The organism is Sphingobium sp. JAI105 (assembly GCF_015752145.1).
Taxonomy (GTDB): domain Bacteria; phylum Pseudomonadota; class Alphaproteobacteria; order Sphingomonadales; family Sphingomonadaceae; genus Sphingobium; species Sphingobium xenophagum.
In genome coordinates, this window is record NZ_JADOUC010000001.1 from 805,548 (window position 1) to 822,875 (window position 17,328).

Sequence of the window (17,328 nt, forward strand, 5' to 3'; positions counted from 1 at the left end):
GATTGAATGATCCAAAGCTGTTTCGTCAACCATATGAGGGCAGGGCAAGATGGAGAGTCAGATTTGCGCTTGTTAATCTGAAGGAAGCCCGGTGAAACTCTCTATCCGGCTTTAGCCTTGCCGATCGGTACAACATTCTCGCCTGCACCGGAAAGCGATGGTGCAACGTGCCTGCCCCATCCATTCATGAGCGCCCGGCGCATGTCGCGCAGATCGCTGCGAAGATAGGCTTGCTCGGTCGCAGTGCCGACACTATGCGCCAACGCCATTTCGGCCACCATAGCGGGAATTGTTGGCATCTGTTCCGCCGTCCAATCGCGGAAGCTGGAGCGGAAGCCGTGAACGGTCGCCTCCTGCCCTGCCAGCCGCATCATCCGGGACAGCGACATATCGGATAGCGGCTTGCCTTTAGCGCCGGGGAATATCAGCCCCTTGCGAAAAGCCGCTTCGGTGAACCGTTCCAGCAAGGCAATCGCCGCGTCATTCAGCGTGATTACGTGAGGCACCTTCATTTTCATTACGGCGGCGGGACGCGACCATATCCTCGCTTCAATGTCGATTTGATCCCATGTCGCATGACGCACTTCGCCCGAGCGCGCGCCTGTCAGGATGGAAAAGAGCATGGCGGCACGGCTGGCCACCAGTTCCTTGCCCAACTCGCTCGCCACGAAGGCAGGCACGTCCGCATAGGGCATGGCAGCAAGGTTTCCGCCCCGCTTCTGCCGGGCAAGCCCTGCGCGTAACTCCCGAACATCAGGAAGGGCGTCGGCTCGCCAGCCACGCGCCTTAGCGACGGCCAAAACCTGCATGATCCGGCCACGCACCTTGCGGGCCATATCGGGTTTTTCCGTCCAGATCGGCGAAAGCGCCGCGATCACTTCGGACGAGCCGATGGCGTCGACACGCAAGCCGCCGAGTTTCGGCGTGGCATGTTCCGCCAGTGACGCCTTGAATGCCTTGGCGGTCTTGTCGGACCAGCCATCGCCCTTGGACAATTCCTCGTGGGCTTCCTTGGCCGCTTCGGCGAAGGTTGGAATGCGCCGCTTGTCACGGTCGCGCTCGGCAATCGGGCTTAGTCCTCGCTTCGCGGCTTTCCGCAGCTTGGCAGCTTCCTCCCGCGCCTCAGCCAGCGACAGTTCGGCAATCGAGCCTAGCCCAATGTCCTGCCGCCGCCCCTGCACTTGCACCCTGAGAACCCAAGAGCGGGCACCGGACGGCTTCACGCGAAGGTAAAGGCCCGCGCCATCGCCATGCACCCCCGGCTTGGCCTTTTCGACTTTCAGAGCGGTTAGCTTTCCCATCATTCCGTTCCCACATTCGATCCCACACTTTTAGCCGGTTTTAGTGGAACGTCAATGAACAGAATGGAACGTTCTGCCTCAGCCAGCCTTGGTATTACTTGGGTTTTTAGAACTACCGCGAACGCCGTTGGACGCAGATTATATTCCTACTCGGGGAGCCAGTTTTTCCTGCCAGCGCGGCGATACTGCCGCCCACGGTGCGGGCTCCAAACTATCCGATGATCACTGTCAGCCGCGCTCTTCCGGCGGGCTGAATACCGACCAGCCGGTACGGCGGGCGAGTTCTTCGAGCGCCAGCGTGCCAAGGCAGCTATTGCCGCTGGCATTGAGGCCCGGTGACCAGACCGCAATCGCGGCACGGCCCGGTACGATCGCCAATATACCGCCGCCAACGCCCGACTTGCCAGGGATGCCGACACGAAAGGCGAAGTCACCCGATGCGTCATAATGGCCGCAGGTGAGCATCAGCGCGTTGATACGACGCGCGCGGCGCGGCGAGATGACCCGGCCACCGCCCGGATGCCGGCCATCCAGCATCAGATAGCGACCGGCGAGCGCCAATTGTCGGCAGCTCATTTCAATCGCGCATTGATGGATATAGCTTCCCAGCACCAGTTCGGCAGGATGACGCACATTGTCGAAGGCGCGCATATAGTTGGCGAGCGCCATGTTGCGAAATCCGGTGGCGGTTTCGGACGCGGCAACGGCCTCGTTAATGGCAATGCTGTCATCGCCGGCCAGATAGCGTACGAAGCGAAGCATCTCGCCAATGGCGACACGCGGCTCGTGACCGCCCAGATTGACGTCGGCGACGACGATCGCACCAGCATTGATGAAAGGATTGCGCGGGATGCCCTGCTCATGTTCCAGCTGGGTAATCGAATTGAACGCATTGCCCGACGGTTCGCGCCCAACCCGGTCCCACAGCTGATCGCCGACCTTGCCGAGCGCCAGGGTAAGCGCAAACACTTTGGACACGGACTGGATCGAAAAGCCGGTGTCGGCGTCTCCGCCGGTCAGCATCCGGCCATCGGCGGTAGCGATGGCGATACCGAATTGCGCGGGGTCGATTGTCGCAAGTTCCGGGATATAGGTCGCAACCTGACCGCGATCCTCCATCGACGCCATGGTGGTCGTAATATCGGCAATGACGGCTGAAAGATCGAGGCTCATGCCCGCGCCGTGCCCCTGTTGTGCAAAGCCGAAAGGCCGTATCGAAGGATCATACACATCGCATGATGTCTCGATACGGCCTTTCCAGACGCTCTATAGAAGGGATGCGACCAAGCGCGCCGTGCAGGATCAGTCGTCCTGTTCGTTTTCGCCGGACAGGTCGAGCGAATGGAGCGGCTGGACCGTCGAAATGGCGTGCTTGTAGACAAGCTGAACCATCCCGTCGCGCTCCAGCAACATGCAGAACAGATCAAAGGCGGCGATTTCGCCCTGAAGCATTACGCCATTGACCAGGAACATGGTCACCGGGCTGCCGGACTTGCGCACCGCAGTCAGGAAGATTTCCTGCAACAGCTTGGCCTTGCCATTGCCATCGCTCGCCTTGCGCAGATCGGTCAGATCCATCGACTGGGCAGGCATCACGGTGGAGATCGCGTGCTTGTACACCAGTTGGGACTGGCCATCGCGGCGCAGCAGCACGGAAAAATTGTCGAACCAGGTGATGATGCCCTGCAACTTCACGCCCTTGACCAGAAACATGGTCACCGGGGTCTTGCTCTTGCGCAGGCTGTTCAGGAAAATATCCTGAAGATTGTTCACTTTATCGGCCATGGTCTCTGCCGGTCCTTTATTCTTGGCGGGACGTTACCCGCTCTTGCACCCCTGGGCAGGGTGTCTTGCCTGCCCCCGCTTGTCGGGGGTCAGGAGCAATCGTATCGCAATTGCGAAGGGGCGTCCATGGGGAATGGCACGCCCCTGATCGCTCTTGCTATTCCTTGCCGTCAGTGATGCCCAACAGCTTGAGTTTACGGTGCAATGCCGATCGCTCCATGCCGATGAAAGTCGCCGTGCGCGATATATTGCCGGAAAAACGGCGGATCTGGATACGCAGATATTCCCGCTCGAAACTTTCGCGCGCTTCCCGCAACGGCGCGCCCATGATGGCGGACTGCCCCATGCCTTCGCCGCCGCCACTGCTGGTCAGTTCAGCGGGCAGCATGTCCAGTTCGATCCGGCCAATCCGATCACCGGGCGCCAGAATCATCGTGCGTTCGATGACATTACGCAACTGGCGGACGTTACCGGGCCATTCATTGGCCTGCAGGGCCGCCATCGCGTCACTCGCCATATCTGGCGGCGGCACGCGCCGTTCCGCGGCGAAGCGGGCGAGATAATGTTCGACCAGCGGCGGAATATCATCGCGCCGTTCGGACAAGGGCGGAATGACCAGCGGCACGACGTTCAGCCGATAGAAAAGATCCTCCCGGAAGCGGCGCTCTTCAATCTCGGTCGACAGATCGCGCGCGGTCGAGGAAATGACCCGGACATCGACCTTGACCTGACGCTGGCCTCCCACACGGGTGAAGCTCTGGTCGGTCAGGACGCGCAATATCTTGCCCTGCGTCGTGATCGGCATGTCGGCAACTTCGTCGATATAGAGCGTGCCGCCATGCGCCTGTTCCAGATAGCCCGGACGGACCAGACCGCTCTGATCCTCCAGACCGAACAGTTCCTCCTCTACCCGGTCCGGGTCCATGCGGGCGGCGGCGACGATGATGAAAGGCGAATCAGCACGCCCGCTCCAGCTATGGAGCATCCGCGCGGCGACTTCCTTGCCGACGCCCGCCGGGCCGGAAATGAGGACGCGGCTGCCGGTTCCCGCGACCTTCTTGATCGTGGCGCGCACGCCGTTGACCGCCGCCGATGTCCCGGTCAGTTCATCATCCTGCCCGAACCGCGCGCGCAACACCTGATTTTCGCGCCGCAACCGTTCCGTCTCGGTTGCTCGGCTGACCAGATGCAGCAGCCGGTCGGCCTCGAACGGCTTTTCGATGAAATCGGCGGCGCCCTTGCGGATCGCGGCGACGGCCGTGTCGATATTGCCATGGCCGGAAATCATCAGCACCGGAATCGTCGGATCGCGCCGCTTGATCTCGTCCAGCAGCTCCAGGCCATCCATGCGCGATCCCTGCAACCACACGTCCAGCAGGACCAGCGATGGACGGCGCGAATCCAGCGCCTCGATCGCGCTGTCGCTGTTGGCAGCGGTGCGGGTGGTAAAGCCCTCATCCTCCAGCACACCCGCGACCAGATCGCGAATATCCTCTTCATCATCGACTATCAGAATATCAAGCGCCATTGGCCGTCACTTTTCCTTTGGGCATGGCGATAGCCTGCCCTTCTTCCAATTTTTCCAGCGCCGCCGCAGCAAAGCGCAATGTTACCGATGCGCCGCCCCCCTGCGTGTCGTCGAAACGAATTTCCCCCAGATGCTCCTCGACAATCTTCTTGACGATGGCGAGGCCCAGACCCGTCCCCTTGGTCCGCGTGGTCATATAGGGTTCCAATATGCGCTCCCGTTCGGGGGGCAGGCCGATACCGTCATCGCGCACGGTGATGACCAGATCCTCGTCCACCTGCGCGACCTGCATCGATATATGCCCGCGCGGCTGACCGTCTGCCGGTTCGGGCTTGGGCTCGATGGCTTCCACCGCATTCTTGACGATGTTCGTCAGCGCCTGTCCCAACTGGCGCCGGTCGCATACCAGTTCCAGATCAGGCGCGTCGGCATGATAATCAAAGCGAATGTCGGGATGCGCCACTTCGTGCAGGAACAGCGCGTGGCGGGCAATATCGCCCACCGTCTCGCGCCGGAACACGGGTTTGGGCATCCGCGCGAAGGAGGAGAATTCATCGACGATACGGCGCAGGTCGCCTACCTGCCGCACGATCGTGCCCGTCAACCGGGTGAAGGTCGACCGGTCGCTGCTGATTTCGTCGGCATAGCGACGCTGGAGCCGTTCTGCGGCCAGCTGGATAGGCGTCAGCGGATTCTTGATCTCATGCGCAATGCGGCGGGCCACGTCGGACCATGCGGCTCGGCGCTGGTCAGACAATTGCTGCGTAATGTCGTCGAAGGTCAGGATATGGCCGGACGCATCGTCCGATACCTTGACCGCCAGCGTCCGCAAATCGCCATGGGCGCGGACCTGCACGATCCCCGCGCTTTCGTCCGAGGCAATCAGGTCTGCCAGATCGACCGACACGTCGCTGAGCAGGCGGCCGACCGGGTCGTCGCCTTCCTCCACCAATATCGCCGCAGCCGATCGGTTGAGCAACTGGATCACGCCCTTGCGATCGACCGACAGCACGCCGGCAGTCACACCCGACAGGATCGCCTCGATAAAGGCGCGGCGTTCGTCCAACTGGCTGTTGGCGGCGACCAGCGCCCCGGTCTGCGCTTCCAGCCGCTGGGTCATGCGATTGAAGGCGGATGCCAGCGTGCCGATTTCGTCGCGGGCAAGCGGGCTGGTGACACGCGCAGACAGATCGCCCGCCGTGATCCGGCGGGCCGCCGTCACCAGTTCATTGACAGGCCGGACCATCCAGTCGGCAACGGCCAGCGCGATATATACCGCAATGCCCACCAGCAGCAGCGATCCCACGAACAGGGCAATGTTGAAGCGGAGCTGCAACGCGCGCGATTGCGCCGAAAACATGTCATAATCGGCAATCACCTTTTGCGCGCGCTCGACATTGCTGAACGCCCAGGACCCGGAATCGCGGGTGGCATAAAGATAGATTTTCGAATTCGGATAAAGCAGCGTCACAGCCTCGATCTGCTGCGGCTTGGCCTGAACGACCACATTTTCGCCTGCGTTCAGCCGCTTGATTACGGCATCCGTCAACATCTGCGCGGCGGGGCGGTTTTCCGGGTCGACCGTGGCGGCGGTGCGGGCGACGCCATCCTTGCCAACCTCAATGATGGCCGAACGATTGAGTTTGCGGGTTACGACCTGATAGATGAAGCCCTCGGCAAAGCGCGGGCTGCTGACCTTCGACTGGGCCAGATAGTCGCGCAGATCGCTGGCCATGGTGACCGTTTCATCGCCGACTTCGCGCAGATTTTGCTCATAATAGCCGCGCGCCAGATCGCTGGCATTTTGCAACATTCCGCGCGCGCTGTCGGAAAACCAGAATTGCACGCCATATTGAAACAGGAGCGAGGCGAAGATCACGACCAGCAGCATGGGAACGCTGGCAACGATCGAGAAGATGGCGACCAGCCGAACGTGCAACTGGCCATCGCTGCCAATGGCCGAAGCCGCCGCGCGCCGCTTGGCGACACGCCGCCCCAGCAGCACCAGCAGGGCGATGGCAGGCACCAGATTGGCGACCAGCAACAGCGCCACGATCGGCGGGGTCAGCAGCGCATAGGATTGGCCGCTACTCGACACGAGCCGGTAGGTCAGCACCGCCATGCCCACGAACAGCGCCAGGGTCACCGCTTCGACCAGCGCCGCCAGACGCCGTCGGCGCAGGAAAGGCGGCAAATGCCTCCGCCATCCAGGCACCCGCCGTGAAACTGTAGTCGCGCCGCTCATAGTGGCTTTGTTACAACAACCCCGTGCCCGATCAAACACAGTAATTGTCGCTTCTGCTGTTACTGGTCGATCCAGGCCATCCGTTCGTCTCGCACGATGATGATCTGGATCAATCAATCAGGCGCAGTTGCAGCGGGTCCAGCCCATAATCGGTCAGCTTCTTGCGCAGCGTATTGCGGTTGATGCCCAGCAAGCCGGCGGCGCGGATCTGGTTGCCATCGACCGTCGCCAGCACTTCCTGCAACAGGATCGGCTCGATGACAGCCAGCAGGTCATCATGCAGGTTGCGGTTGGGCTGGCCGATGCCGACCCCCAATTGCCGCCGCGCCCAGTCGCGCACCGCATGGGCCAGATGATCGGCAGGGGCAGCATAGTCGGCCGGAACCGCCTCCAACGGCAACATGTTGCGCAATATCTCGCCAGTGATGACATTTTCGCGGCTCAGCACCGCCAGACGCTGCATCATATTCTGCAATTCGCGAACATTGCCCGGCCAGTGATAGACCATCAGCAATTGGGTTGCATCGTCCGCCAGCGTCTTGCGCGGCAAGCCTTCCTGCGCGGCGCGCTCCAGAAAATGACGGGCGAGCAGGATCACATCCTCGCGCCGTTCACGCAGCGCGGGCAGGGAAATCGGCACGACATTCAGACGATAATAGAGGTCCTGCCGGAACCGGTTTTCCTCGATCAGTTGCGGCAGATGCTTGTTGGTCGCCGCGATAATGCGGACATTGACCCGAACAGGTTTGGAGCCGCCCACCGTCGTCACTTCGCCCGATTGCAGCACGCGCAGCAGCCGGGTCTGCGCCTCCATCGGCATGTCGCCGATTTCGTCGAGGAACAGCGTGCCACCCTGCGCCTGCTCAAATTTCCCGGCGGTACGGGCGTGGGCGCCAGTGAAAGCGCCTTTTTCATAACCAAATAGTTCTGCTTCGATCAATTCGCGCGGGATGGCGGCCATGTTGATCGCGACGAAAGGCTTGGTCCGGCGCTGACCCAGACTGTGGATGGCTTCGGCCACCAGTTCCTTGCCGGTGCCCGATTCGCCCAGGACCAGGATCGACAGGTCGTTGGACAGCACGCGCGCAATGGTCCGATAGACTTCCTGCATGGCAGGCGATCGCCCGACGAGCGGTAGCCCGTCATGGGGCAGAGCCCCCTCTCCCTCCTCCGCCTCTCCATTTTCAGCCTGCCGGGTGCCCAGCGCATCGGACACGGCGCGAGTCAGTTCGTTCAGATCGAACGGCTTGGGCAGATATTCAAACGCGCCCTTTTCGGTCGCACGAATCGCCGTGTTGAGCGTGTTCTGCGCAGACAGGATGATGACGCTGAGCGCCGGGCGGTCGGCGATGATGTCCGCCACCCCTTCCAACCCGTCGCCATCGGGCAGCATGACGTCCGTGATCAGCACATCGGGCGTGAAACTGTCCATCAGCGCGGCGCGCTCGCGGATCGACCCGGCGGTCTTAACCTTGTGCCCCTGCCGCCGCAGCGCTTCGCCGACCACCACGCAGATAGCCGGATCATCATCGACCACCAGCACCGTTCCTGTTGCGGCCATCAGCCCATCCCCATCGGCAACAGGATGCGGAAGGTGGATTCACCCGCCTCCGCATCGCGCGCATATTGCACAAATCCGTTCATGTCCCGCACCAACTTGTCCACCAGCGCCAGGCCCAACCCCTGCCCATCGCGCTTGCCGGTGATGAAGGGGTTGAAGAGATGGTCCAGAATATGTTCCGGCACCCCCGGTCCATTGTCGACCACCACGATCTCGATGGGCAGCACCGCACTGCCCTTGCCTCCGCCAACCATCACCGACACACCGTGCCGGAACGCCGTTTCGACCCGAATGCGGGGCTTGGCGACATGCTCCAATGCCTCCGCAGCATTTTTGAGCAGGTTGATCATGACCTGTACCAGCGCATCGTCATTAATATTGGCGAATGGCAGGGATGGGTCATAACGCTTTATAATACGGATATTTCTTGCAAATCCTGCTGCGGCGATGTCTGCTGCCCGATCGATCAGGGGATAGATGTTCCCCGGACGACATTCCAGCGTGCGATCGGTGGTAAAATCCTGCATCCGGTCGATCAGCGCCGCGATCCGATCAACCTCATTGCAGATCAATTGGGTCAGCGCCGCATCGCGTCCGCCCTGCCCGCCTTCCAGCAATTGTGCCGCGCCACGTATGCCCGACAGCGGGTTCTTGATCTCATGCGCCAGAATGGCCGCCGCGCCCATGGCGGATCGCGCACCGCCCGACGTGCCGCGATGGCCGATCTTGCGTGCCTGGCTTTGCGCATGGAGCGACACGACACGCCAGCCGTCATGATCGACGATCGGCGCGATCATCAGGTCGACCTCCATTTCAGCGGTGCGCCCGGCATGGACCTTTATATCATAGGCAGCGATCGGCTTCTGACTGTGCCAGATGTCGAAGCGCGCGCCCGCCTCCGCGATACGAATGGTGCGTGCGACATCGCTGCCGACGATGGCGGAACGGGCCATGTTGAGCAGGGTTTCGGCCCGCACATTGGCTTCGGCAATGCTGTTGTCGGGCCGGACCAACAAAGTCGCCACCGGCAGCGCCGTCATCTGTTCGGCCAGCGATGGCCCGTCCTGCTGCATCCGTAACGGCGGCACCAGCGGCTGCGCGCCGGTCATGCCGCCTGACGCGCGTCCACCGCCTCTGCACCGCCGGCGATCAGCGGTTCGTAGAAGCGGGCGAGCATGTCCAGCACCTTGTCCGCGTTCGGCTCCTGATTGACCGCATGGCGGAACTCGGCCGATCCGGTCAGTCCCTTGGTGTACCAGCCGATATGCTTACGTGCCATATTGACGCCGGTATAATTATCATAATGTTCGAGCATTGCCTTATAATGCCCTATGATAACGTGATATTGTTCTTCCAGCGTCGGGTCGGGAACGCGCTCGCCCCGGTCGAGCCAAGCCATAACCTGACTGATGAGCCAGGGTCGCCCATAGGCACCCCGCCCGATCATCACCCCGTCCGCGCCGCTCTGTTCCAGCGCCATATCGGCGTCCTCGATCGAACAGATGTCGCCATTGGCGATGACCGGCAGCTTGACGGCGTCCTTGACGGAACGGATGAAGCCCCAGTCCGCCGACCCCTTGTACATCTGGCAGCGGGTCCGACCGTGAACGGTAATCAGCTTCGCGCCCAGATCCTCGGCAATATGCGCCAGTTCAGGCGCGTTGAGGCTGCTATGGTCCCAGCCCATCCGCATCTTGACCGTCACGGGCACGTCCACCGCCTCGACCGTCGCCTTGATCAGCGCAGCGGCCAGCCGCAGGTCGCGCATCAGTGCGCTGCCGGCGTCACCATTGACCACCTTCTTGACCGGGCAGCCCATATTGATGTCGATGATCGCCGCTCCCCGATCCGCGTTGAGCTTCGCGGCATCGGCCATTTCGGCGGGAGAACAGCCAGCCAATTGCATCGACACCGGTTCTTCCAGCGGATGCCAGGCGGCCTTTTGCAAAGACTGGCGGGTTTCCCGGATCATCGCCGCAGTCGCGATCATCTCCGTCACGTTGAGGCCGCAGCCATAGCGGCGCACCAATGTGCGGAACGGCATGTCGGTTACGCCAGTCATCGGCGCCAGCACGACGGGCATGTCGATCGTCAGCGGACCGATGGATATGGGGGAAAGCCTGCGCATGATACTCAAAGGATAGTGCCTAAAAAACAGGCAGCCCATAGCGGTTATTGATCGATGGAGCAAGCGAAGGGGTCTGGCGGGGGTGCGTGCAAGCGTCTATGCCCCGCGCCATGACTGACAACAGGCACAGGACCGTTGCCCTGCTGGTAGCTGCTGGCACCGGCAGTCGCGTGGGCGGCGACATTCCCAAGCAATTCCGAACCATCGGTGGCAAGGCTGTTATCCTCCATGCCGTCGACGCCATGATGGCGCATGGAGGGATCGATGCGATCCACCTGGTTATCGGCGCCGGACAGGAAGCGCAGGTGCGCGCGCTGCTGGCGGATCGCGCCATTGCTGGCTTGACCGAAGGCGCCGACAGTCGGCGCGGGTCGGTGCGCGCGGGGCTGGAAGCGATTGCGGCAGCGGGTGGCGCCGATCGGGTGCTGATCCACGACGCCGCGCGGCCTTTCCTGCCTACTGCCGTGATAGACCGGCTGCTCGGCGCGCTCGACGATGCGCAAGGGGTGATCCCGGTGCTGCCGGTCGCCGATACGCTGGTGCGGGGTGCGGATGGCGCGATGGGCGATGGCGTCGTGCGCGATAGCCTGTTTCGGGTCCAGACGCCCCAAGCCTTCATGTTCGACACGATATTGGCCGCGCACCGCTGCTGGGACGAAAGCCGCGAAGCCACGGACGACGCGCAGATTTTGAAAGAGCAGGGTCATGACGTCATATTGGTCGCTGGCGATGAAGGGCTGGAAAAATTGACCTATCCACAGGATTTCGCCCGCGCAGAGGCCCGGCTGGCAAGCGCCCGCACGGTGCGCGTGGGCATGGGCTATGACGTCCATCGCCTCGCCGCGGATGAAGAATTATGGCTGGGCGGCATTCGCGTACCGCATGATCGCGGGCTGGCCGGGCATAGCGACGCCGACGTGGCGCTGCACGCAATCGTCGATGCGCTGCTGGGCGCATTGGCGGAGGGCGACATTGGCAGCCACTTTCCACCATCCGACCCGCAATGGCGCGGGGCGTCGTCCGACCGCTTCCTCGCTTATGCGGGCAACCGGGTCACGGCGCGCGGCGGGACGATCGATCATGTCGACCTGACCATCATCTGCGAAGCGCCCAAGATCGGCCCTCATCGCGACGCCATGCGGGCGCGGATCGGCGAGATACTGGGCCTGCCGGTAGACCGGATCAGCGTGAAGGCGACCACGACCGAACGGCTGGGTTTTACAGGGCGGCGCGAAGGTATTGCGGCGCAAGCGGTTGCCACCCTCTCCCTTCCCGCGCTATCCTGATCCCATGCCAGACAGCATTCTTCCCCCCATCCTGGTCGAACTTGCCGACCGGGTCATCATCGCCAACCGTCGTGCCGGGCGGACCATCGCCGTCGCTGAAAGCTGCACCGGGGGACTGGTGTCCGCCGCGCTCACGGAAATCGCAGGCTCGTCCGACGTGTTCGAGGCAGGATTCGTCACTTATTCCAATGATATGAAGGCGGAACTTCTGAAGGTTTCGCATGATGTGCTGGAAACATTTGGCGCGGTGTCCATCGCTACGGCCTGGGCCATGGCGCAGGGCGCCTTGCTCAACAGCCACGCCCATGTCGCCGTTGCGATCACCGGGATCGCCGGGCCGGGCGGGGGAACGGAGCAAAAGCCGGTTGGCACCGTGGTATTTGCCCGCGCCGAACGCGGGGCAAGTCCCGACAAGATCGTCGCGGACATGCGGCATTTTGATAATGATGGCCGCGGTGGCGTGCGGCTTCAAGCCGCGCTGTGCGCGCTCGAACTGCTGCTGCCCGATTCGTCCGGCGCGTAAAGCTGCGCGGCGCGAGTCTCGAACGCGCCGATCATCTTGCGCAGCGCCTTGTCGAACATCTGCCCCGCCAGCATTTCGAACAGCCGGTTCTTGAAGGCGAACTCGACCTCGAAATCGACCAGGACTCCGCCCCGTCCGTCGTCGCGAAAAGCCCATTCATTGTGCAGATGCTTCAAGGGGCCGTCGAGATAATCGACCCGGACATGGTCGGGCCGATGCTTGTGAACGCGCGAGGTGAAGCTTTCCTTGATGCCCTTGAACCCGACGATCATGTCGGCGACCATTTCCGTGTCGCTATCGGAGCGGACCCGGATCGCGCTGATCCAGGGCAGGAATTCGGGATAGCGCGCGACATCGGCGACCAGATCGAACATCTGGGTCGGGCTGTAGGGCAGGTGCCGGGTCTCATTATGCCGGTGCATGGGCTTACCGGGCAGCCTTTGCCAGCTTGGCTTCCCGCGCGGCGCGCATTTCGGCGAAGTCCGCGCCAGCATGATAGCTGGACCGGGTGAGCGGACTGGATGCGACTTGCAGGAAGCCCTTCGCCCGCGCGATTGCGGCATAGGCGTTGAAAGCAGCCGGGGTAACGAATTCGATCACCTTGGCATGCTTGGGCGTGGGCTGAAGATATTGTCCCATGGTCAGGAAATCGATGTCTGCGGAGCGCATGTCGTCCATCACCTGATGCACTTCCAGCCGCTCCTCGCCCAGGCCCAGCATGATGCCGGACTTGGTGAAGATGGAGGGATCAAGCCGCTTGACCGACTCCAGCAGCCGCAGCGAGGCATAGTAGCGCGCGCCAGGACGGATGGTCGGGTAAAGGCGCGGAACGGTCTCCAGATTATGATTATAGACGTCGGGCCGCGCCGCGACGATCATCTCGACCGCCCGCTCATGCTTGTTGCGGAAGTCCGGCGTCAGGATTTCGATCGTCGTGCCGGGCGTGGTGCGGCGCAGCGCCTCGATCACCTTCACGAATTGCGACGCGCCGCCATCGGGCAAATCGTCGCGGTCGACAGAGGTGATGACGATATGTTCCAACCCCATTTCGGCGGCGGCATCGGCCAGATTCTGGGGCTCGTTGACGTCAACCTTGCGCGGCATCCCGGTCTTGACGTTGCAAAAGGCGCAGGCCCGCGTGCATACATCGCCCAGGATCATCACCGTCGCATGCTTCTTGGTCCAGCATTCGCCGATGTTCGGGCAGGCCGCTTCCTCGCAAACCGTATTCAACCCCTTGGTCCGCATCAGCTTGCGGGTCTCATGATAGGCCGGACTGGTCGGCGCCTTCACGCGAATCCAGTCGGGCTTGCGCAGGCGCTCCGGCTTGGCAGGGTCACCGGGCATGGGGATAGGAGCGATATCGTTCATGCGCCCCAGATAGCGATCCATGGTCACACTTGCCAGCCCCGATATTGTGCGGCACAGACCTGCCCATGACTGATTTTTCAAACATGATCGAAGGCTATCGCCGGTTCCGCCAGACCGGATGGTCCCAGCAGCGCGAGCGGTGGGACGAACTGAACGAAGGGCAAAGCCCCAAGGTGATGATCATCGCCTGTTCCGACAGTCGCGTCGATCCCGCCCAGATTTTCGACACCAATCCAGGCGAGATTTTCGTCGTGCGCAATGTCGCCGCTCTGGTGCCGCCATTTGAAACGACGCCCGGTCGCCACGGCGTGTCGGCGGCGCTGGAATTTGCCGTGCAGGTGCTGGAAGTCGACGAAATCATTGTCATGGGTCATGGCAAATGCGGGGGTTGCAAGGCGGCGCTCAGTCAGGATCTGAAAGACGCCGAACCGGGTGACGGCGGCTTCATCCATAGCTGGATCGAACTGCTGGACCCGGCGCGGGCGAAAGTGATCGCCCAATATGGGGATGATCGCAGCCGGGACGTGGAACGGGCGATGGAGCAGGAAGGCGTCAAGGTGAGCCTTGCCAATCTGCGCACCTTCCCCTGCGTCCGGTCAAAGGAGCGCAAGGGCGAGTTGAAACTGATCGGCGCATTCTTTGCCATTTCCGACGGGCAGTTGCATGTCATGGATGAGCAGAGCGGCATCTTCGCGCCTGCCTGAAAGGACATGTCATGACATCACTGGACGGGCCGAGCGGTAATATCGCCCTGCTGATCGATGCCGATAATGCCTCGGCCGCCCATTTCGATCCGGTGATGACGGTGCTGGCGGAACTGGGCACGGTCAATATCCGCCGTGCCTATGGCAATTGGAGCAAGGCGACGCTGAAAAGCTGGGCGGCGCTGTCGATCGCGCAGGCCATCGAGCCGCAACAGCAGTTCGACCTCACCAAAGGCAAGAACGCGACCGACATGAAAATGACGATCGACGCGATGGACCTTATGGCAAGCGGCCGTGTGAGCGGCTTTGGCCTGATGTCGAGCGACAGCGATTTCACTCCTCTGGTCACCCGTATCCGGCAACAGGGCATTCCAGTCTATGGCTTTGGCCGGATAAGTTCGCCGGAGGGTTTCCGCCGCGCCTGCACCCGCTTCATCGACGTCATGGCGCTGGCGGAGGTCGATGCGGACGATCCGGTGGCAGAGAAGGCGACGCCCTCAGCGCGCGCGCGCAAGGCTGATGAAAAGAAAGCGCAGCCCGCAAAAGCCGCGCCACCAGCGCCCACGCCGGTCCCGGCGCAACCCTCCGCTCCCAGCATCAAGAAGGCTGTCGATGCGGAAGTCATCAAGTTGCTGATCGACGCCTATGATTCCGTCAAACGCGACGAGCGCGGTTTTGTAAGGCTGGGATCAGTGGGCCAGCTTGCGGGCAACCGTTCCAGCTTCGACGTGCGCAACTATGGCTACAAGCGCCTGTCCGACCTTGTGCAGGCGATACCCAACTTCATCACCGAATCACGCGAAGGCGGGCAGGTCTGGATCAAACGGGTGAATTGAATGTCCTCATGCGCCCAGGCCAGTGAAGGACCGCCCTGCCCCATCACCCAAGACCCAAGACCCATGTTGAAATAAAAAAGGGCCGCCCCTGTGAAGGAGCGGCCCTTGAGAGTTTAGGAGAGGATGCCTGGAAGGCCCGCTGCTTGTGCATTGATAGCGCTATCATTGCAATTGCAAAATGCGCAATTGACTCTGCGGGCAATGCAATCGCAATTGCGCTTATGGTTCGCCCCTGAGCGCCTCTACGGTGCGTACGACCAGATACAGCTTGACCCGCTGCCTGAAGAGTCCCGTTTGGTAATGGGGGAGTTGGGACGCAGCTTTACTGCGTCCCAACTCCCTATTCGCGCTTCAGCGGGTCAGCTTCTTGTAGGCCAACCGGGTCGGTCGATCGGCGGCATCGCCCAGGCGACGGCGCTTATCTTCCTCATATGCTTCGAAATTCCCTTCGAACCATTCGACATGGCTGTCGCCTTCAAAGGCAAGGATATGGGTGGCGAGACGGTCGAGGAAGAAACGGTCATGGCTGATGACCACGGCGCAGCCTGCGAAATTTTCTATCGCTTCTTCCAGCGCGCCCAGCGTTTCGACGTCCAGATCGTTGGTCGGTTCGTCAAGCAGCAGCACGTTGCCGCCCTTTTTCAGCATCTTGGCGATATGAACGCGGTTGCGTTCACCGCCTGACAGCTTGCCGACGTTCTTTTGCTGGTCCTGCCCCTTGAAGTTGAAGGCGCCGACATAGGCCCGCGTCGACATGTCATGGCCGTTGACCTTCACATAATCGAGGCCGTCGGACACTTCTTCCCAGACATTCTTGCTGTCGTCCAGATGATCGCGGCTCTGGTCGACAAAGCCAAGTCGTACGGTCGTACCGATGTCGATCTCACCCGAATCGGGCTGTTCCTGGCCAGTGATCAGCTTGAACAGGGTCGATTTACCCGCGCCGTTCGGCCCGATGACGCCAACGATGCCGCCCGGCGGCAACAGGAAGGACAGATCTTCGAACAACAGCTTGTCGCCGAATGACTTGGTGATGTTCTTGAATTCGATCACCTTGCCGCCCAGACGTTCGGGCACCTGGATGACGATCTGCGCCTTGCCCGGCGAGCGGTTGTTCTGCCCGGCGACCAGCTCTTCGAACTTCTTGATACGCGCCTTGGACTTGGTCTGGCGGCCCTTGGTACCGGCCCGGATCCATTCCAGTTCGTCGTTGATCGCCTTCTGGCGGCCGGAGGCTTCGCGATCCTCCTGCTCCAGACGCTTGGCCTTCTTCTCCAGATAGGTGGAGTAATTGCCTTCGTAGGGGAAATATTTTCCGCGATCGAGTTCGAGAATCCAGCCGACGACATTGTCGAGGAAGTAGCGGTCGTGGGTGATCATCAGGACCGACCCGGCATATTCCTTCAGATGATTTTCCAGCCAGGTGACGCTTTCCGCGTCAAGATGGTTGGTCGGTTCGTCGAGCAGCAGGATGTCGGGCTTCTGGATCAGCAGCCGGGTCAGCGCAATCCGGCGCTTTTCACCACCTGACAGATTTTCCACGGACCAGTCGGACGGCGGGCAACGCAGCGCCTCCATCGCGATTTCCAGCTGGTTGTCGAGCGTCCAGCCATCGACCGCGTCGATCTGCTCCTGCAACGTGCCCATTTCCTCCATCAGCGCGTCGAAATCGACGTCTTCCGGCGGATCGGCCATGATCATGCTGATCTCGTTGAAACGGTCCATCTTGTCCGCGGTCTCGCGTGCGCCGTCCTTCACATTTTCCAGCACGGTCTTGGTAGGGTCGAGCTGCGGCTCCTGCGGCAGATAACCGACGCTGATATTTTCGCCCGGCCAGGCTTCACCGGTGAAATCGGTGTCGATGCCGGCCATGATCTTGATCAGGGTCGATTTACCCGCGCCGTTCGGGCCGACGATGCCAATCTTGGACCCACGGTAAAATTGCAGGTTGATATTGCTCAGAACCGGCTTGGCCGCGCCGGGGAAGCTCTTGGTCATGTTCTTCATGACATAGGCATATTGCGAGGAGGCGGACATGTTTGGGCAGCTCCAACGGTAGG

Annotated in this window: 15 protein-coding genes; 4 read left to right on the plus strand and 11 right to left on the minus strand. The window is 61.6% G+C overall.

The window, feature by feature from the left end; genetic code table 11:
* Window positions 1–101: 101 nt before the first annotated feature.
* The 8 genes from IWY39_RS03760 to dusB form a co-directional block, all read right to left on the minus strand.
* Window positions 102–1,304: a tyrosine-type recombinase/integrase gene (locus tag IWY39_RS03760; RefSeq protein ID WP_107125131.1), complete on the minus strand. Its 1,203-nt coding sequence runs from the start codon at window positions 1,302–1,304 to the stop codon at window positions 102–104.
* 225 nt (window positions 1,305–1,529) lie between these two features.
* Window positions 1,530–2,474 carry a glutaminase gene (locus tag IWY39_RS03765; protein ID WP_107125130.1) on the minus strand — a complete coding sequence of 315 codons (945 nt, stop codon included), beginning with the start codon at window positions 2,472–2,474 and terminating at the stop codon, window positions 1,530–1,532.
* A gap of 129 nt (window positions 2,475–2,603) precedes the next feature.
* On the minus strand, window positions 2,604–3,086 hold the full coding sequence (gene hfq, locus IWY39_RS03770) for an RNA chaperone Hfq (protein WP_006960545.1): 483 nt from the start codon (window positions 3,084–3,086) through the stop codon (window positions 2,604–2,606).
* A 157-nt stretch (window positions 3,087–3,243) separates the two neighbouring features.
* A complete protein-coding gene (ntrX, locus tag IWY39_RS03775; protein WP_019053683.1) occupies window positions 3,244–4,614 on the minus strand; it encodes a nitrogen assimilation response regulator NtrX in 1,371 nt (456 codons plus the stop codon).
* The gene (locus tag IWY39_RS03780; RefSeq protein WP_107125129.1) at window positions 4,604–6,859 is read right to left on the minus strand and encodes a sensor histidine kinase; all 2,256 of its coding nucleotides are present in this window, start codon (window positions 6,857–6,859) and stop codon (window positions 4,604–4,606) included. The genes ntrX and IWY39_RS03780 overlap by 11 nt, the downstream gene beginning before the upstream one ends.
* Window positions 6,860–6,968: 109 nt before the next feature.
* Complete coding sequence (gene ntrC / locus IWY39_RS03785; RefSeq protein WP_017184539.1) at window positions 6,969–8,420, minus strand: nitrogen regulation protein NR(I); 1,452 nt, start codon at window positions 8,418–8,420, stop codon at window positions 6,969–6,971.
* Window positions 8,420–9,529 carry a two-component system sensor histidine kinase NtrB gene (locus IWY39_RS03790; protein WP_017184540.1) on the minus strand — a complete coding sequence of 370 codons (1,110 nt, stop codon included), beginning with the start codon at window positions 9,527–9,529 and terminating at the stop codon, window positions 8,420–8,422. Before IWY39_RS03790 ends, ntrC begins: the two co-directional genes overlap by 1 nt.
* Complete coding sequence (gene dusB, locus IWY39_RS03795; protein ID WP_107125128.1) at window positions 9,526–10,548, minus strand: tRNA dihydrouridine synthase DusB; 1,023 nt, start codon at window positions 10,546–10,548, stop codon at window positions 9,526–9,528. The genes IWY39_RS03790 and dusB overlap by 4 nt, the downstream gene beginning before the upstream one ends.
* Window positions 10,549–10,646: 98 nt before the next feature.
* Between dusB and IWY39_RS03800 the strand changes: the two genes are divergently transcribed.
* Window positions 10,647–11,834: a bifunctional 2-C-methyl-D-erythritol 4-phosphate cytidylyltransferase/2-C-methyl-D-erythritol 2,4-cyclodiphosphate synthase gene (locus tag IWY39_RS03800; RefSeq protein WP_107125127.1), complete on the plus strand. Its 1,188-nt coding sequence runs from the start codon at window positions 10,647–10,649 to the stop codon at window positions 11,832–11,834.
* 4 nt (window positions 11,835–11,838) lie between these two features.
* Window positions 11,839–12,357 carry a CinA family protein gene (locus IWY39_RS03805; RefSeq protein ID WP_017184543.1) on the plus strand — a complete coding sequence of 173 codons (519 nt, stop codon included), beginning with the start codon at window positions 11,839–11,841 and terminating at the stop codon, window positions 12,355–12,357.
* On the opposite strand, the gene IWY39_RS03810 is transcribed toward IWY39_RS03805, so the two are convergent.
* Window positions 12,303–12,779 carry a type II toxin-antitoxin system RatA family toxin gene (locus IWY39_RS03810; RefSeq protein ID WP_107125126.1) on the minus strand — a complete coding sequence of 159 codons (477 nt, stop codon included), beginning with the start codon at window positions 12,777–12,779 and terminating at the stop codon, window positions 12,303–12,305. The two genes, IWY39_RS03805 and IWY39_RS03810, sit on opposite strands and share 55 nt — an antisense overlap.
* Window positions 12,780–12,783: 4 nt before the next feature.
* Window positions 12,784–13,749, minus strand: a complete 966-nt coding sequence (lipA, locus tag IWY39_RS03815) for a lipoyl synthase (RefSeq protein WP_019054332.1) — start codon at window positions 13,747–13,749, stop codon at window positions 12,784–12,786.
* Between the two features lie 44 nt (window positions 13,750–13,793).
* On the opposite strand from lipA, the gene IWY39_RS03820 reads away from it, so the two are divergent.
* Together IWY39_RS03820 and IWY39_RS03825 are read left to right on the plus strand one after the other, a co-directional pair.
* Window positions 13,794–14,432 carry a carbonic anhydrase gene (locus IWY39_RS03820; RefSeq protein ID WP_017184546.1) on the plus strand — a complete coding sequence of 213 codons (639 nt, stop codon included), beginning with the start codon at window positions 13,794–13,796 and terminating at the stop codon, window positions 14,430–14,432.
* Window positions 14,433–14,443: 11 nt separating this feature from the next.
* Window positions 14,444–15,268 carry an NYN domain-containing protein gene (locus IWY39_RS03825; protein WP_107125125.1) on the plus strand — a complete coding sequence of 275 codons (825 nt, stop codon included), beginning with the start codon at window positions 14,444–14,446 and terminating at the stop codon, window positions 15,266–15,268.
* 351 nt (window positions 15,269–15,619) lie between these two features.
* On the opposite strand, the gene ettA is transcribed toward IWY39_RS03825, so the two are convergent.
* Window positions 15,620–17,305 carry an energy-dependent translational throttle protein EttA gene (ettA, locus tag IWY39_RS03830; RefSeq protein ID WP_017184548.1) on the minus strand — a complete coding sequence of 562 codons (1,686 nt, stop codon included), beginning with the start codon at window positions 17,303–17,305 and terminating at the stop codon, window positions 15,620–15,622.
* Window positions 17,306–17,328 lie beyond the last annotated feature (23 nt).

What these genes read in the sequence shown, in the direction of transcription:
- lipA (WP_019054332.1), bottom strand. Translation starts at nt 13,749, where the DNA reads ATGGATCGCTATCTGGGGCGCATGAACGATATCGCTCCTATCCCCATG.
- IWY39_RS03780 (WP_107125129.1), bottom strand. Translation starts at nt 6,859, where the DNA reads ATGAGCGGCGCGACTACAGTTTCACGGCGGGTGCCTGGATGGCGGAGG.
- IWY39_RS03825 (WP_107125125.1), top strand. Translation starts at nt 14,444, where the DNA reads ATGACATCACTGGACGGGCCGAGCGGTAATATCGCCCTGCTGATCGAT.
- IWY39_RS03800 (WP_107125127.1), top strand. Translation starts at nt 10,647, where the DNA reads ATGCCCCGCGCCATGACTGACAACAGGCACAGGACCGTTGCCCTGCTG.
- ntrX (WP_019053683.1), bottom strand. Translation starts at nt 4,614, where the DNA reads ATGGCGCTTGATATTCTGATAGTCGATGATGAAGAGGATATTCGCGAT.
- IWY39_RS03765 (WP_107125130.1), bottom strand. Translation starts at nt 2,474, where the DNA reads ATGAGCCTCGATCTTTCAGCCGTCATTGCCGATATTACGACCACCATG.
- IWY39_RS03805 (WP_017184543.1), top strand. Translation starts at nt 11,839, where the DNA reads ATGCCAGACAGCATTCTTCCCCCCATCCTGGTCGAACTTGCCGACCGG.
- ntrC (WP_017184539.1), bottom strand. Translation starts at nt 8,420, where the DNA reads ATGGCCGCAACAGGAACGGTGCTGGTGGTCGATGATGATCCGGCTATC.
- ettA (WP_017184548.1), bottom strand. Translation starts at nt 17,305, where the DNA reads ATGTCCGCCTCCTCGCAATATGCCTATGTCATGAAGAACATGACCAAG.
- IWY39_RS03790 (WP_017184540.1), bottom strand. Translation starts at nt 9,529, where the DNA reads ATGACCGGCGCGCAGCCGCTGGTGCCGCCGTTACGGATGCAGCAGGAC.
- IWY39_RS03820 (WP_017184546.1), top strand. Translation starts at nt 13,794, where the DNA reads ATGACTGATTTTTCAAACATGATCGAAGGCTATCGCCGGTTCCGCCAG.
- IWY39_RS03810 (WP_107125126.1), bottom strand. Translation starts at nt 12,779, where the DNA reads ATGCACCGGCATAATGAGACCCGGCACCTGCCCTACAGCCCGACCCAG.
- IWY39_RS03760 (WP_107125131.1), bottom strand. Translation starts at nt 1,304, where the DNA reads ATGATGGGAAAGCTAACCGCTCTGAAAGTCGAAAAGGCCAAGCCGGGG.
- hfq (WP_006960545.1), bottom strand. Translation starts at nt 3,086, where the DNA reads ATGGCCGATAAAGTGAACAATCTTCAGGATATTTTCCTGAACAGCCTG.
- dusB (WP_107125128.1), bottom strand. Translation starts at nt 10,548, where the DNA reads ATGCGCAGGCTTTCCCCCATATCCATCGGTCCGCTGACGATCGACATG.